10 protein-coding genes are annotated in these 15948 nt (G+C 56.8%); 5 read left to right on the top strand and 5 right to left on the bottom strand.

The window, feature by feature from the left end; translation table 11 throughout:
* Positions 1 to 94: 94 nt before the first annotated feature.
* Together dapE and VNZ60_RS04170 are read right to left on the bottom strand one after the other, a co-directional pair.
* Positions 95 to 1249 (bottom strand): succinyl-diaminopimelate desuccinylase, encoded by a 1155-nt coding sequence (dapE, locus tag VNZ60_RS04175; protein ID WP_325657164.1) that lies wholly within the window; start codon positions 1247 to 1249, stop codon positions 95 to 97.
* Positions 1250 to 1286: 37 nt separating this feature from the next.
* Positions 1287 to 1640, bottom strand: coding sequence for an ArsC family reductase (locus VNZ60_RS04170; RefSeq protein WP_325657163.1), 354 nt, complete (start codon positions 1638 to 1640; stop codon positions 1287 to 1289).
* A 378-nt stretch (positions 1641 to 2018) separates the two neighbouring features.
* On the opposite strand from VNZ60_RS04170, the gene VNZ60_RS04165 reads away from it, so the two are divergent.
* Positions 2019 to 4091: a reprolysin-like metallopeptidase gene (locus VNZ60_RS04165; RefSeq protein ID WP_325657162.1), complete on the top strand. Its 2073-nt coding sequence runs from the start codon at positions 2019 to 2021 to the stop codon at positions 4089 to 4091.
* A 69-nt stretch (positions 4092 to 4160) separates the two neighbouring features.
* On the opposite strand, the gene VNZ60_RS04160 is transcribed toward VNZ60_RS04165, so the two are convergent.
* From VNZ60_RS04160 to dapC, 3 genes are all read right to left on the bottom strand, one after another.
* Positions 4161 to 5306: a PilT/PilU family type 4a pilus ATPase gene (locus VNZ60_RS04160; protein WP_325657161.1), complete on the bottom strand. Its 1146-nt coding sequence runs from the start codon at positions 5304 to 5306 to the stop codon at positions 4161 to 4163.
* 166 nt (positions 5307 to 5472) lie between these two features.
* Positions 5473 to 6300: a 2,3,4,5-tetrahydropyridine-2,6-dicarboxylate N-succinyltransferase gene (gene dapD / locus VNZ60_RS04155; protein ID WP_014005275.1), complete on the bottom strand. Its 828-nt coding sequence runs from the start codon at positions 6298 to 6300 to the stop codon at positions 5473 to 5475.
* A 145-nt stretch (positions 6301 to 6445) separates the two neighbouring features.
* Entirely contained in the window at positions 6446 to 7648 is a 1203-nt protein-coding gene (gene dapC, locus VNZ60_RS04150) for a succinyldiaminopimelate transaminase (protein WP_325657160.1), read from the bottom strand.
* Between the two features lie 281 nt (positions 7649 to 7929).
* On the opposite strand from dapC, the gene smc reads away from it, so the two are divergent.
* From smc to galU, 4 genes are all read left to right on the top strand, one after another.
* Complete coding sequence (gene smc / locus VNZ60_RS04145; protein WP_325657159.1) at positions 7930 to 11460, top strand: chromosome segregation protein SMC; 3531 nt, start codon at positions 7930 to 7932, stop codon at positions 11458 to 11460.
* A gap of 369 nt (positions 11461 to 11829) precedes the next feature.
* A complete protein-coding gene (locus VNZ60_RS04140; RefSeq protein WP_325657158.1) occupies positions 11830 to 12957 on the top strand; it encodes a cell division protein ZipA C-terminal FtsZ-binding domain-containing protein in 1128 nt (375 codons plus the stop codon).
* 2 nt (positions 12958 to 12959) lie between these two features.
* Positions 12960 to 15053, top strand: coding sequence for an NAD-dependent DNA ligase LigA (ligA, locus tag VNZ60_RS04135; RefSeq protein WP_325657157.1), 2094 nt, complete (start codon positions 12960 to 12962; stop codon positions 15051 to 15053).
* Complete coding sequence (galU, locus tag VNZ60_RS04130) at positions 15040 to 15915, top strand: UTP--glucose-1-phosphate uridylyltransferase GalU (protein WP_325657156.1); 876 nt, start codon at positions 15040 to 15042, stop codon at positions 15913 to 15915. Before ligA ends, galU begins: the two co-directional genes overlap by 14 nt.
* Positions 15916 to 15948 lie beyond the last annotated feature (33 nt).

The following is a 15948-nucleotide window of genomic DNA, read 5'->3' as shown; positions in this document are numbered from 1 at the left end:
GCTAGCCAAGTAGCTCGCTAAGGCCTTGATTTTGTTGTTATTTGCTCAAATCAGAGCAAATAAGGCCGCACCAGAGTGCGACCAGCTGCGAGCGTCAAGATGCAGAGGGCGCCAGCAAATTTTCCAGAGTGCGGCGATAAATGTTTTTCAAGGGATCGATGAACTGCACTTCAACGTGTTCGTCGATCTTATGGATGCTGGCGTTGGGCGGGCCGAACTCGATCACTTGCGGGCAGATCTGGGCAATGAAGCGGCCATCCGAGGTGCCGCCAGTGGTGGACAGTTCGGTGTTGATGCCGGTCTCCACCTTGATGGCGGCGGCGATGGCGTTGCTCAGCGTGCCGCGCGGCGTCAGGAACGGCCGGCCGCCTACGGTCCAGGCCAGTGTGTATTCCAGCCCGTGCTTATCCAGGATCGCATGCACTCTCTGCTGCAAGCCTTCGACCGTGCTGGCGGTGGAAAAACGGAAATTAAAATCGATCACCACTTCGCCCGGAATCACGTTGGAAGCGCCGGTGCCGCCGTGGATATTCGACATCTGCCAGGACGTCGGCAGATAGTATTCATTGGCTTCATCCCACTTTTCAGCGGCCAGTTCCGCCAGCGCCGGAGCGGCCAGGTGGATAGGGTTTTTCGCCAGCTGCGGGTAGGCGATGTGGCCCTGGATGCCCTTGACCGTGAGCTTGCCGGACATGGTGCCGCGGCGGCCGTTCTTGATCATGTCACCCAGTGTCGAGCTGGAGGTCGGCTCGCCGACGATGCAGTAATCGAGTTGCTCGCCGCGCGCCTTGAGTTTCTCGCAGACCACTACGGTGCCATCGGTAGCCGGGCCTTCTTCATCGCTGGTGATCAGGAAACCGATAGAGCCGGAGTGATCCGGATGGGCTTGCGTGAATTCTTCTACCGCCACCACCATCGCTGCAATTGAGGTTTTCATGTCTGCCGCACCACGGCCGTACAGTTTGCCGTCGCGATGGCTGGGCAGGAAAGGATCGGATTGCCATTGTTCGCGCGGGCCGGTTGGCACCACATCGGTATGGCCGGCGAACACCAGCAGCGGCCGCGCCGTACCCTTGCGCGCCCATAAATTGGTGACATCGCCGGACTGGATGGTTTCGCACTCAAAGCCAAGCGGCGCCAGCAATTCGATCAGAAGCGCCTGGCAGCCTTTGTCTTGCGGCGTGACGGAGGACAGTGCAATCAACTCTTCGGCCAGCGCCAGGGTCTTGCTTTCGGTTTGGTTTTTCATGAAATCGGCTGCAGTATTGATGAAATGAGTGATGCAATTATTGACTGAATATTTCTTGGTACAGCGCGTCCGAAAAGCCGACGTAGGTGTTCTTGCCGGTGAACAGCACCGGGCGTTTGATGATCGACGGCAGCTCCATCATCAACGGTGTGGCGCTGATGCCGTCGGTGATGCTGTTGCGGCGTTGTTCCGGCAAACCGCGCCAGGTGGTGCCCTTGCGGTTGACCAGCGTATCCCAGGCGACATCCACCAGCCAGGTGGTGATCAACTCCGGCGTGACGCCGTCTTTCTTGAAATTGTGAAAGGTATATGCGATTTCCTGATCTTCAAGCCAGGTGCGGGCTTTCTTGACTGTGTCGCAATTGGGGATGCCGTAAAGAGTGATTGCCATAATTGAATACCGTATCGAGCCGCACATTTTATCTTCTTTCGGACTTGCTATCCATGTAAGTGCGGGTCTTGCAACGAACGCGCTTGATTCAGATCCCGTTGTGGTTTTAGAAAAACACAATAATTCACATTAGGGCATACCTTAGCGCCTTGCCGTCTATAGTGTTGTTGACGGCACAACAATGCGCCGTCTTAGTCGTCTACCGACGTTACCTTCCACGCCAGCATCTGCCGCCGCCAGCCGTATCTCCGTATCTCGGTATCCCAACCTCCCAGCCTCGCAAATTGCGCTGGCGGGGAACACCTTTTCACAATTTATTCAGATAGGAGGCAAGGGAAATTGTTTTGATGAACATCATTTTTAATTCCAGGAGAAATTATGAAAATGAAAATACACTACAGCGCTGGGCTGCTGCTTGCCGGCAGCCTGTTTATTAGCGTGTTTATCAGCTTGTCTATCTCAGGCGTTGCAGCTGCCGACACACGCACCTTGTGGCAGGATTTGCCGCAACAACGTAGTGCCGCCGCCAAAACAACGGATGTGCAACCAACGCGTTTTCGCGCATTGACTCTTGATTTTGCCAACTTAAAAGGAGAACTATCCGCAATCCCGAGCAGCAACGGCGGTATTTCCGCCCGAAAGGAAAATGCGGCTGTCAAACTGGCGCTGCCATTGCCTGAAGGAGGTTTTGCCGATTTCACACTTTCCGATTCCGGGACTTTGCCGCCCGAGCTGGCGCACCGCTATCCTGAAATCCGCAGTTTTAAAGGCAGTGACGGCAAAGGCCGTAGCTTGCGTCTGGACATTTCACCGCAAGGCATGAAAGCCATGGTGTATGAGCAGGACGGTAGCTGGCTGGTGCAACCGGCTGAAACGCTGGGCGGCAAAGTGACTAACGCCAGGGCCAGCGGCGATCAATACTGGAGTTTTCGGCGTAGCACGTTGCCAGCTTCGGCTCAGCCATTTCAAGACAAGATATTGAGCGGTGTCCCTGACGGTTCGAAACCCGGCGCAGTCACCAACGGTGTCAACATCAGAAGCGCCACCGGCAATGTGCGCCGCGACTATCGCATTGCCGTGGCGGCGACCAGTTCCTATACAGCAAAATTCGGCAGCACCGTCGCCGGTGGGTTGGCGGCAGTTACCTATATGCTGAATCGTGTCAACGAGATCTACGAAAAGGATGTTGGCGTGCACCTGACTCTGGTTGCCAACAATGACAAGATCATCTATGCCGATCGGGCCAAGGATCCATACAAGAGTGGCGGTAATATCCTGGCGCAGAATGTCGCTAATCTGAATGCCGTGATCGGCCGTGCCAATTTCGACGTCGGCCACGTGGTGGACACTGGTAGCGGCGGCGTGGTCGGCAAGATCGGTAGCACTTGCGAGGACGCGCCAGGCATGGCAAATAAAGCTGCGGGCACCACCGGCAGTGACAACCCGGTCGGCGATGCGTTTTATGTCGACTACGTGGCGCATGAATTAGGGCATCAGTTTGGCGCCTGGCATACCTACAATGGCTGTCGCGGCGGCCGCTCGACTTTGGCTGATTCGGCGCTTGAACCGGGCAGTGGCTCCACCATCATGGGATATGCCGGTATTTGCAGGGCCCGCGAGAATTTGCAGAAAAATTCCGATCCCTATTTTCATGCGGTCAGCCAGGATCAGATGAATGCCTGGATTTCCGCGAAAGGAGGCGCATGCGCCGTCAAACGCACGAACGCCAGCAATGCGCCATGGATCGATCCGGAATCCATGCCTGGAGGAGGTTTTTCTACACTGACGATCCCGGCACGGACACCGTTCGTCTTGAAGGGTAAGGCCGAAGGGAAGTCCGATGCGGTGATGTCTTATACCTGGGAACAGTTTGACGCCGGTCCGGTGCAGAGAACTGTACTCAAGGATGACGGTCAGGGCCCGATTTTCCGTTCTTATTTACCGAATACCAGCGGTGAGCGCATTTTCCCGCGCCTGGCGGCCGTATTGGGTGACGAGCCGTTGGGCAATGGCGAGGTCTATCCGGCCACCAATCGCACACTTAAATTCCGCCTGACGGCAAGGGATAATTTCGATACCCAGGCCAGCACGGCCAGCACGGCGAGCGCGGACGTCGCCATCAATGTAGTCAAGACGAGCGGTCCTTTTGCAGTGACTACGCCTGGCAAGACGATCGTGGTGATGGCGGGTGGTTCAATGCAGACTGTCAAATGGAACGTGGCGGGAACCAATGTGACGCCGATTTCTTGTAGTAAGGTGCGCATAGACCTGTCCCTGGATGGCGGCCGCACTTACCTGCCGACAGCGCTGGCCGCTGATGTACCCAACATCGGTCACGCCAGCGTCAAACTGCCGCCGCTCGCCAAAGCGACAACGCAGGCGCGTTTCAAGGTGAGTTGCGTGGGCAATGTGTTTTTTGCCGTATCGCCGGTCAATGCCGTGATTCAATAATCGAAAGTTGACGCCAAGGGATCGCTTCGATCACGATGGCGATCCCTGTTATCTACCGAGGATAAGCGGTTACAGATCCAGTGTGAATTCAGTGAAGGTTGCGCCTTCGACTTTTTCCGGTTCTGGCGCCACCGGCGTTGAATTTTTCTTGGAACTCGGCGTGTGGTTGTTGATCAGCCAGTACAGATTGCTCGGGGAATCGGCGTGCGCCAGTGCCTCGTCCTGGGTGATGACGCCATCTTCAATCAATTGCATCAGCGCTTGCTCGAAGGTTTGCGAACCAGGAGCCAGGCTCTTTTCCATCGCTTCCTTGATCTGGCTGATATTGTCTTCTTCAATCAGCTCGGAGACGTGGCGCGTGTTGAGCATGATTTCGACTGCTGGCGTGCGCTCGCCCTTGACGGTGGTGACCAGCCGTTGCGAAACGATAGCAGCGAGGGTAGAAGCTAAGTCTTCCAACAGTGCCGGGCGATTTTCGATCGGATAAAAACTGATGATGCGGTTCAGTGCGCGGTAGGTATTGTTGGCGTGCAGCGTCGATACCACCAGATGCCCGGACTGCGCATAGGCGAGCGCAGCCGACATGGTTTCCTTGTCGCGGATTTCGCCGATCAGAATGCAATCCGGCGCTTGCCGCAATGCGTTCTTCAGCGCGCCGTGGAGGTCGGTAGTGTCGCTGCCGATTTCACGCTGGTTGACGATGGAGCGGTGATTATGGAACAGGAATTCGATAGGATCTTCCAGCGTCAGGATGTGGCCTGCCTGGGTTTTATTGCGATAGTCCAGCATCGAGGCGATGGTGGTCGATTTGCCGGAACCTGTGGCGCCAACCACCAGCAGCAAACCGCGCTTGCGTCCTACCAGCTCGACCAGTGTGGGCGGCAGGCGCAGATCTTCAAATGCCGGGATTTCGTAAGGAATATAGCGGATCACGGCGGAGATGTTGCCGCGCTGACGGAACGCCGACAGCCGGAAACTGCCGACACCGGCTATCGGTAAGCCGAGATTCAACTCATTGTTGCGTTCCAGTTCCTGCAGGCGCTCGGCAGACAGTACTTCACTCAGCAACATCCGGATGGTGTTTTCATCCATGCTCTGCTGATTGACAGGAACCATCTGGCCCTTGATCTTGAGATGAATCGGCGAGCCGGGCGCGAGGAACATGTCCGACGCCTCTTTTTCCTGCATCAGACGAAACAAGCGATCCATGGCCATTAAAAAGCTCCTTAATTATTTTTCTTTGCAATTCAACTGTTTTATCTGATCAGTTGAGGACAGAGTAATTCGCCACAAGGTTAAGCTAGGCGGCTCTTAAATTCTGTCCCCAATTACCAGGCTACCAATTACTAAACTTCCAATTAATTACCAAACTTCGCAATAATCAAGCTTCGCGCAGCAGCTCGTTGATGCCGGTCTTGGCGCGGGTTTTTGCATCGACGCGCTTGACGATCACGGCGCAATACAAGCTGTATTTGCCGTCGGCCGAAGGCAGGCTGCCCGAGACCACAACCGAACCGGAAGGGATGCGGCCGTAAGTCACTTCACCGGTAGCGCGGTCATAAATCTTGGTCGACTGGCCGATGTAGACGCCCATCGATATCACCGAGTTTTCTTCAACGATCACGCCTTCGACGATTTCCGAACGGGCGCCGATGAAGCAGTTGTCTTCGATGATGGTCGGATTGGCTTGCATCGGTTCCAGCACGCCGCCGATGCCGACGCCGCCGGACAAGTGAACGTTCTTGCCGATCTGGGCGCAGGAGCCGACCGTAGCCCAGGTATCGACCATCGTGCCTTCATCGACATAAGCGCCGATGTTGACATAGGACGGCATCAAGACCACGTTCTTGCCGATGAAGCTGCCGTGACGGGCAACTGCCGGCGGCACCACGCGGAAACCGCCCTTGGCGAAATCTTCAGCGGTGTAGTTGGCAAACTTGGTCGGCACTTTGTCGTAGAACTGCATGTTGTCGCCGGCCGGCATAGGCAGATTGTCTTCCAGGCGGAACGACAGCAGCACGGCTTTCTTGATCCATTGATTGACGACCCAGTTACCGTCGGTTTTTTCGGCGACACGCAAAGTGCCTTGGTTGAGTTCGGCGATGACCTTGGCCACCGCTTCGCGGACATCAGCCGGTGCGGTCTTAGGTGAGAATTCGGTACGCTGTTCCCAGGCTTGGTCGATAAATGCTTGCAGAGATTGAGTCATGATTGGTCGCAGATTGAAAGTTTAAAAATAATGTAGTGACCATGACGACGACTGAAATACAGCGGACTGAAATACATCGGCTGAAATACGTCGTCATGATGCAATACGCAGGATCAGGCTATTGTCAAATGCCTGAGGTCACAAGCTAGAGGCCACGGCAAAAAGCGGCGATACGCTGCGCCGCCTCCAGGCATTCCTCGACTTCCGCTACCAAAGCCATGCGGATGCGTTGCCGGCCCGGGTTGCTGCCATGGGCGTCGCGCGCCAGATAGCTGCCTGGTAATACCGTCACATTATATTCGGCATACAGCCGCTTGGCGAAGTCGGTATCGGAGATGCTTGCCAGCTTGTCTACCTTGGCCCATAGATAAAAACCGGCGTCAGGCAGTTCCACATCCAGCACGGTTTGCAGTACCGGAGTGACCTGTTGGAATTTTGCCATGTATTTGGCACGATTTTCGACGACATGGGTTTCGTCGTTCCAGGCGGCGACCGAAGCCGCCTGCACTGGCGGGCTCATGGCGCCGCCGTGATAGGTACGATACAGCAGGAATTTTTTGAGGATGGCGGCGTCGCCGGCGACAAAGCCGGAGCGCATGCCCGGCACATTGGAACGCTTCGACAAACTGGAAAAAGCGATCAGGCGCGGGTAACCTGTGCGACCCAATATGTGGGCGGCTTGCAGCCCGCCCAGCGGCGCTTCCGGCTTGAAATAAATCTCGGAATAGCATTCGTCGGCAGCAATCACGAAACCGTGGCGGTCCGACAGGGCAAACAATTCTTTCCAGTCTTCCAGCGACAGCACGGCGCCGGTCGGATTGCCGGGCGAGCACAGATACAGCAGTTTGACGCGCGGCCAGACATCGTCCGGCACGCTACGGTAATCCGGGGCGAAATTGCGGCCGGGATCAGAATTGACGAAATACGGCTGAGCCCCCGACAGATAGGCCGCCCCCTCATAAATTTGGTAAAACGGATTGGGGCACATCACCAGCGCATCCTTCTGCGCCGGATCGACTACCGTCTGCGCCAGCGCAAACAGCGCTTCGCGCGAACCGTTGACCGGCAGGATCTGGCTCGCCGGATCGAGCGGCGGCAAGCCGTAGCGGCGTTCCAGCCAGCCGGCAATCGCTGCGCGCAAAGGCTCTGCGCCTATGGTGCTGGGGTAGCTGGCCAGGCCGTTCAGATTGTCGCTCAGCGCTTGCTGGATAAACTTCGGGGTCGGATGCTTAGGCTCACCTATACCCAGGCTGATCGGCTTGTAGGCCGGGTTGGGCGTGACGTCGGCGAATAACGCACGCAATTTTTCAAACGGATATGGCTGCAGCCGGTCTAGTAATGGATTCACGTGGTTATTGTTGAGTAGTGACTGTTGAGTAGTGACGGACGAGTAGTGACAGATGAATAATGACGGATGAATAACAAAAAATGGAATGAGGAAAAACGGCTGCAAGAGCCAGGATTGCGCTGTTTGCATTATATACAGAAGTGCGGCTTTGCTCGTATCAGATAGCATATACAGCAGGGCGGAATGTTATGATGTCGACCTCCTGCGAGGTTTTTCCTCGTTTTTATGTGGTAAGTGTGGCGGTGGCTTTTCCGCCGACTTTGATAAGAACAGTCGATAACGTGCGTCTAACCTCCATTAAATTATCGGGATTCAAGTCTTTCGTTGATCCCACCAATTTCCAGGTCCCCGGCCAGCTGGTCGGTGTGGTCGGGCCAAATGGCTGCGGCAAGTCCAACATCATCGACGCCGTGCGTTGGGTTTTGGGTGAATCCAAAGCCTCCGAGCTGCGCGGCGAGTCGATGCAAGACGTTATTTTCAACGGCTCCTCGCATCGCAAACCGGCAGGCCGTTCATCGGTCGAACTGGTGTTTGACAACAGTCTCGGCAAAGCTGCCGGCCAGTGGAGCCAATATGCCGAAATCGCCGTCAAGCGCACCCTGACGCGTGACGGCACCTCGACTTACTACATCAATAACCAGGCAGTCCGGCGGCGCGATATCCAGGATATTTTCATGGGTACCGGCCTTGGCCCACGCGCTTACGCGATCATCGGCCAGGGCATGATTTCGCGCATCATCGAAGCGCGTCCCGAAGAGTTGCGGGTTTTCCTGGAGGAGGCTGCCGGCGTTTCCAAGTATAAGGAGCGCCGCCGCGAAACCGAGAATCGCCTGAACGACACGCGCGAAAATCTGGTGCGGGTCGAAGATATCTTGCGCGAACTTAACGCTAATCTGGCGAAACTGCAGTCGCAGGCAGCGGTCGCCCAAAAATTCCATGAGTTGCAGGGCGATCAGGAAGAAAAGCAAAAACTGCTGTGGCTGTTGCGCAAAAATGAAGCCAAGACCGAGCAGGAAAAATATTTCCGCGAGATTGAAAAAGCGCAAACCGATCTGGAAGAACAAACCGCCAAGCTGCGCCATGTCGAAACCGAGCTGGAGCACATGCGCCAGGCGCACTATGCCGCCGGCGACCGCATGCATCAGGCGCAAGGCCATCTGTACCAGACCAATTCCGAAATCGGCAGCCTGGAAGCGCAGATCAAGTTTGTCATCGAGTCGCGCAATCGCCTGCAATCGCAACTCAACTCCCTGACTGCGCAGCGTGATCAATGGCAGCGCCAGGGCACGCAGTACCAGGACGATCTGGTCGAGGCCGAGATGCATCTGGAAGAGTTGGCGGCGCGGGTCGAACAATCGCAGGTGACGGCGCAGCAGCACAACGACCAACTGCCGGCGCTGGAGCAACGCTGGCGCGAGGCGCAACTCAAGAGCACTGAATCGCGCGGCAAGATCATGCAGATCCAGCAGCAGATAGAGCTGGAATCCACCCATCAGCGCAATGCCTCGAATATCCTGAACGGCCTGAGCAGCCGGCGTGAACGGCTGGCGCAGGAAAAGAACGGTTTGAATCTGCCGGACAACGCCCATCTTACCAATCTGCGCATGCAGCTGGAAGAGAAACAGGCTGGTCTGGAAGAAACCGGCATGCAACTGGAAGAGGCGCAGGAACAACAGCCGCGCCTGGAAGAAGAGCGGCGTAACGCGCAGCAGCAAGTCAATACCGAGAGCGCTAACAACGCGCAGCTGGAAGCGCGCCTGACGGCGCTCAAGCAATTGCAGGAAAGCGTGCAGACCGAAGGCAAGGTGCAGCCTTGGTTGCAAAAGCACGAGCTGGCGGGATTGCCGCGGCTGTGGCAAAAGCTGCATATCGACGGCGGCTGGGAAACTGCGCTGGAATCGGTGCTGCGTGAGCGTACTTCGGCGCTGGAAATGTCGAATCTGGATTGGGCCAAAGCTTTCTTCAACGATGCGCCGCCAGCCAAGCTGGCCTTGTTTTCACCGAATGCCGCAGCCTCGGTCGGCAACATTGAAACGCCTGCCGGCCTCAAGCCCTTCCTGAATTTGTTGCAACTGAACGATCCGGGTTTGCGGGTATTGATGCAGGATTGGCTGCACAATTTTTACGCCGCCGACGATACGGTAACGGCCTTTGCCGAACGCAATAAATTACCGCTGGGCGCCAGCTTTGTCACGCGCCAGGGTCACGTGATCAGCAAGAGCGGCGTGCGGTTTTATGCTTCCGATTCGGAGCAGGACGGCATGCTGGCGCGCCAGCAGGAAATCGAAAACATCACCAAGCAGTTGCGTGCGCAGCAGATGCTGGCCGACGAAGCCCGTTCGCGTTCGGTGCGTGCCGAGGCGGCGCTGTCGCAGGCCACCCAGCGCCTGCAGGAAATGCGCCAGCGCCACACCGGCCTGACGCAGGCGGTGCATGGTTTGCAGATCGATGTCATGAAATTGTCTGAGTTGCAGGAGCGCTTCAATCAGCGCAGCTCGCAGATTTCCTCCGACCTGGCAGAAATCGCGGCGCAGGAAAGCGAACAGCAGCAGGTCAAGATGGAATCGGAAGCCAAGTTCGAACAGCTCGATGCCGAGCTGGCCGAGCTGCAGGAAAAACACGAAGACGGCCAAACCGATTACCTGAGCAAGGAACAGCAACTCAACGATGCGCGCCAGCGTCTGCGCGAGATGGAGCGGGCTGCGCAAGAAGCGGAATTCGCCGAAAAATCCCATCGCAACAAGATCGAAGAACTCAAGCGCAGCATTGCCACCGCGCTGGAGCAGGCGGCGCAGCTGTTTGCCAATATGCAGCAAGGCCACCTTGAGTTGGAAAGCCTGGACGATCAGGCCGCGCAAGCCGGTTTGCAAGATTTGCTGGACAAGCGCAGCGAACAGGAGCGCGCACTGGCAGATACCCGCCATGAACTGGACCAGGTCTCGCAGAATTTGCGTCAGCATGAAGAAACCCGTTTGCAAGCCGAGCGCAGCCTGCAACCGCAGCGCGACCGCATCATGGAATTGCAATTGAAAGAACAGGCGGCGCGCCTGAACCAGGAACAATACGTGCAGCAGCTGCTCGAAGCCCAGGCCGATGAGGCAGCCTTGAGCGAGAAACTGACCGCCGACATGCGCCCCTCCTATCTGCAAGGCGAAGTGACGCGCCTGACCAACGCCATCGGCGCCCTCGGCGCAGTCAATCTGGCGGCGCTGGACGAGTTGGCGCAGGCCTCCGAGCGCAAGAATTTCCTGGATGCGCAAAATGCCGACCTGACCGAGGCCATCAATACGTTGCAAGATGCGATCCACAAGATCGACAAGGAAACCCGCGACCTGCTGCAAGATACTTTCGACAAGGTGAATCACCATTTTGCCGAACTGTTCCCGATCCTGTTCGGCGGCGGCCAGGCCAAGCTGATCATGACCGGCGACGAAATCCTCGACTCCGGCGTGCAAGTCATGGCGCAACCGCCGGGCAAGAAGAATGCAACGATTCACTTGCTGTCCGGCGGCGAGAAAGCACTCACCGCGACAGCGCTGGTGTTTTCGATGTTCCAGTTGAATCCGGCGCCGTTCTGCCTGCTCGATGAGGTCGATGCGCCGCTGGATGACGCCAATACTGAACGTTTCTGCAATATGGTGAAACGGATGTCGGTCCATACCCAATTCCTGTTCATCTCACATAACAAGATTGCGATGGAAATGGCGCAGCAGCTGATTGGGGTGACGATGCAGGAGCAGGGGGTATCGCGGATTGTTGCGGTCGATATGGAAGCCGCGCGAAGTTTTGCCGCTGATCCTGTGGCGGCCTGAAGATAATAATAGATGACCGGAAATGCAACTTGGCCAGCTTGACAACTTTTTTAGGCGCCACTAAGCTGATTTTCTGGTCGTAATGCAATATATTGTGAGGTGTGTCTCAATAATTTTACGTTGGCGGTATATGCAGTAATACTAGAGTAGCAATACTGGATATTGTTTTTATAAAAAGAAACCGCATTTCCGGCAGCCGGAATGCCGTTATGTTTTGGCTAATAAAAAGCTATTTGCGTGGTCACTGACAACTATTTTAGAAGTGTTTTTTCCTCGGATTCAATCAATGACCAGTCCACAATTTCAATCACGAATCTTCAGCGTGCGTCCGGCCTGCGCGCCGGCGTTCGCTATTAAGGCATCAGCAGAATGACAGATCTACAAACCAGCCTGTTTATCATTGGAGGCGCGTTTCTTGTTGGCGTCATTTCCTACAACAAATGGCAGGAATACAAAGCCAAGAAGAGTGTCGAGCGGGCGTTTTCCGGATCGCACGACGATGTTCTGATGACTCCCGGCAAAGAAAACGGCGAAGCGCCGGTCCGGCATGAGCCGAAGCTGTTCGAAGCCGAATTTGATGCGGACGCGATGTCCGCTGTGCCGCATGACGACCTGGAGCAAAGCGCAGAGCAGCAGGCAATCGAACCGCAACTCGGCAATCCGGTATCGGCACCGGCGCTGACGCCGACGCCGGCTGTACGCAAGGATCTGCCGGTGGACGAGCTGATCGATTGCGCCATTCCGCTGGTGCTGGAATCGCCGGTACGCGGCGACAAGGCCTTGCCGGCGCTGCAAACCTTGCGCCATGTCGGTAACAAGCCTATCCATTTTATCGGCGAGGATCTCAACGGCGAATGGGAGCCGGTTGCGCACGGCGGCGTTTACAGCACTCTGCTGGCCGGCGTGCAGCTGGCCAATCGTACTAACCCGCTCAATGAAATCGAGTATTCCGAACTGGTGACCCGCTTGCGCCAGATCGCCGATGACCTGGGCGCCGAACCGGAGTTGCCGGAAATGACCGAAGTAATGCACACCGCGCGCGGCTTGCATCAGTTCGTGATCGAACACGACGCGCAACTGGGCGTGAATATCCAGTCCAGTGGCGCACCCTGGGCCATCAGCACTTTGCTGGCGGCGCTGAGCCGTCAAGGTTTCGACGCCCGGCCGGAAGGCCGCATGGTGATGTCGGACGGTGACGGCGGCCTGCTGTTCTCTTTATCCACCAATGCCAGCGCGGTTGCGGAAACCACCAGCCGCCTGACCTTGTTGCTCGATGTGCCGCGGGTGGCCCCTGATCGCGACGGTTACGGTGCGATGGTAGCCTGCGCCCGTTCGCTGGCGGCGCGCCTGGGCGGCGTACTGGTCGACGACAGCAACCAGGCTCTGGCCGACGTCCAACTGGCAGAGATCGCCGGTCAGGTCGATGCCTTCTACCGTGAAATGGAAGCCGCTGAAATTCCAGCCGGTTCGATTCGGGCTTTGCGTCTATTTAGTTAACTATGCCTTCTTCTTTATCTCAAGCAGGCGGCCCGGGAAATGCCCCCGATGCCGCCGAATGGCGCTTGCGCGCCGCCTGGCTGGCGGCCGAGCTGAATCGCCATAATCATTCCTACTACGTGCTCGACAACCCTTCGATTCCGGATGCCGAATACGATCAGTTATTCCGCGAATTGCAGGCGCTGGAACAAGCCCATCCCGAACTCAATACGCCCGATTCACCGACCCAGCGGGTCGGCGCTGCGCCGTTGCCGCTATTTGAACAGGTGACGCATTCGATACCGATGCTGTCTTTGGGGAACGGCTTTGAAGACAACGACATCGTCGAATTCGACCGTCGCGTCAGGGACGGTCTCGACACTCAGACCGACACCGAGATCGAGTACGCCGCCGAGTTGAAGTTCGACGGCCTGGCCATCAACCTGCGTTACGAAGACGGCGTGCTGGTGCAGGCAGCTACCCGCGGCGACGGCAGCACCGGTGAAAACGTCACCAGCAACATCCGCACCGTGCGCGCGATCCCGCTGCGATTGCATACCGACAAACCGCCAAAGGTACTCGATGTGCGCGGCGAAGTGCTGATGTTCAAAGAAGATTTCGCCAAGCTCAATGCGCGTCAGCGCGAGGCGGACATGAAAGAATTCGCCAATCCGCGCAATGCCGCGGCCGGCAGTTTGCGGCAACTCGATTCACGCATCACGGCACAGCGCACCTTGCGCTTTTTTGCCTATGGCATCGGGGCGCTGGAAGGCGCCGAGATGCCGCCATCGCACTCGGCGCTGCTGGATTGGTACAGCCAGCTCGGGCTGCCGGTGTGCAAGGAGCGCGGCGTGGTCAAAGGCGCTGCAGGCCTGCTGGAATTTTTCCGCGATATCGGCGGCAAGCGGGCGCAACTGCCTTACGAAATCGATGGCGTGGTGTATAAGGTGAATCGCCTGTTGCAGCAGCAGACGCTGGGATTCGTATCGCGTGCGCCGCGTTTTGCGCTGGCCCATAAATTCCCGGCGGAAGAAGCCACCACTCAGGTGCTGGACATCGAAGTGCAGATCGGCCGCACCGGCGCCGTCACCCCGGTGGCGCGCCTGGCGCCGGTGTTTGTCGGCGGCGTCACAGTCACCAACGCCACCCTGCACAATGAGGATGAGGTAAGGCGCAAGGATATTCACATCGGCGATACCGTGATTGTGCGGCGCGCCGGCGACGTGATTCCAGAAGTGGTTTCCTTTGTGCCGGAACTGCGGCCAGCCAACGCGCAAGCGTTTGTCATGCCTAGTGCATGTCCGATTTGCGGTTCTGCCATCGTCAAGCTGGAAGACGAAGCGATTGCGCGCTGCTCAGGTGGCTGGGTCAAATGCGCGGCGCAACGCAAGGGCGGCTTGCAGCATTTTGCATCGCGCCGCGCAATGGATATTGAAGGCCTGGGCGATCAACTGATCGAACAACTAGTCGATCGCCATATCATTTACACCGCCGCCGATCTGTACAAGCTGGGCCTGGTGAAACTGGCAGCGCTGGAACGCATGGCCGACAAATCTGCCCAAAATGTTTTGTCTGCGCTCGAAAAATCCAAATCGACTACCTTGGGCCGATTCATTTATGCGCTCGGCATCCGCCATGTCGGCGAGGCCACGGCGAAAGAGCTGGCGACGCATTTCGGCAGCATCGATGGCTTATTGCAGGCTTCCGAGGAGCAACTGCTGGAGGTCGCCGATATCGGTCCGGTGGTGGCACGTTCATTGCTCGCTTTTTTTGCCGATCCGCTGAATCGGGAGCTGGTCGAGCAACTGCGAGCGGCAGGCATTCACTGGGCGGAGAACTTGCCGGCGGAAACCGCGTCCAAGTTCTTGTTAGGCAAAACCTTCGTGCTGACCGGCAGCCTGCCGACGCTGACTCGCGATGCTGCTGCGGCCATGATCGAGGCAGCAGGCGGCAAGGTGACCGGATCGGTTTCCAAGAAGACCAGTTACGTGGTCGCGGGCGCCGAGGCCGGCAGCAAACTGACCAAAGCGGAAGAATTGAACATCCCGATTCTGGATGAAGACGGACTCCGCACTCTATTAGAGAGCGAACAAGGAAACCAATATGAGCAAGATTAGAAAAGCCGTATTTCCTGTGGCCGGCCTGGGCAGCCGCTTTTTGCCGGCGACTAAAGCGCAGCCAAAAGAGATGCTGCCGATCGTCGACAAGCCTTTGATCCAGTACGCGGTGGAAGAAGCCGTAGCCGCCGGCATCACCGATATGGTATTCATTACCGGCCGCAACAAACGCGCAATTGAAGATCACTTCGATAAAGCCTACGAGCTGGAAACCGAATTGGAAGCAGCCGGCAAGGCGCGCCTGCTGGAGCTGGTGCAAAACGTCATTCCGAAACACATCAATTGCATTTTCATCCGCCAGTCCGAAATGCTTGGCCTGGGACACGCCGTGTTATGCGCGCGTCCGGTGGTAGGCGATGATCCTTTTGCCGTCTTGCTGGCCGACGATTTCATGGATGTCGCGGCCGGACACAAGCCGGTGCTGGCGCAGATGACCGATATCTTTGCCATCGAAAAATCGAGCATGCTGGCAGTGCAAGATGTGCCGCGCGCCGATACCAAGCAATACGGCATCGTCAGCATCGACGCTTATAAAACCGATCTGGAAAAGGTCAACAGCATTGTCGAAAAGCCGCAGCCGGATCAGGCGCCTTCCACCTTGGCGGTGGTCGGGCGTTACGTCCTGACCAATGGCATTTTCGATTGCCTGGAAGGTTTGGGCAAAGGCGCCGGCGGTGAAATACAATTGACCGACGGCATCGCCGCGTTGATGAAAAGCGAACGCGTGCTGGCCTACCGCTACGCCGGTACCCGCTATGATTGCGGTTCCAAGCTGGGTTATCTGAAGGCAACGCTGGCGATGGGCTTGAAGCATCCGGAAACCGGCCCGGAATTTGCCGAATATCTGAAACAGTTCAAGTAAATCAAGTAAACACGCAAATAAGCATCCTGAAAA

It is taken from the genome of Collimonas sp., assembly GCF_035566375.1.
GTDB lineage: Bacteria > Pseudomonadota > Gammaproteobacteria > Burkholderiales > Burkholderiaceae_D > Collimonas.
This window is presented reverse-complemented; position numbering and strand designations above follow the sequence as displayed.

Excerpts from the sequence above, each read along its gene's own strand:
- dapE (WP_325657164.1), bottom strand. The coding sequence starts at position 1,249 with ATGAAAAACCAAACCGAAAGCAAGACCCTGGCGCTGGCCGAAGAGTTG.
- dapD (WP_014005275.1), bottom strand. The coding sequence starts at position 6,300 with ATGACTCAATCTCTGCAAGCATTTATCGACCAAGCCTGGGAACAGCGT.
- ligA (WP_325657157.1), top strand. The coding sequence starts at position 12,960 with ATGCCTTCTTCTTTATCTCAAGCAGGCGGCCCGGGAAATGCCCCCGAT.
- VNZ60_RS04160 (WP_325657161.1), bottom strand. The coding sequence starts at position 5,306 with ATGGCCATGGATCGCTTGTTTCGTCTGATGCAGGAAAAAGAGGCGTCG.
- VNZ60_RS04170 (WP_325657163.1), bottom strand. The coding sequence starts at position 1,640 with ATGGCAATCACTCTTTACGGCATCCCCAATTGCGACACAGTCAAGAAA.
- VNZ60_RS04165 (WP_325657162.1), top strand. The coding sequence starts at position 2,019 with ATGAAAATGAAAATACACTACAGCGCTGGGCTGCTGCTTGCCGGCAGC.
- VNZ60_RS04140 (WP_325657158.1), top strand. The coding sequence starts at position 11,830 with ATGACAGATCTACAAACCAGCCTGTTTATCATTGGAGGCGCGTTTCTT.
- galU (WP_325657156.1), top strand. The coding sequence starts at position 15,040 with ATGAGCAAGATTAGAAAAGCCGTATTTCCTGTGGCCGGCCTGGGCAGC.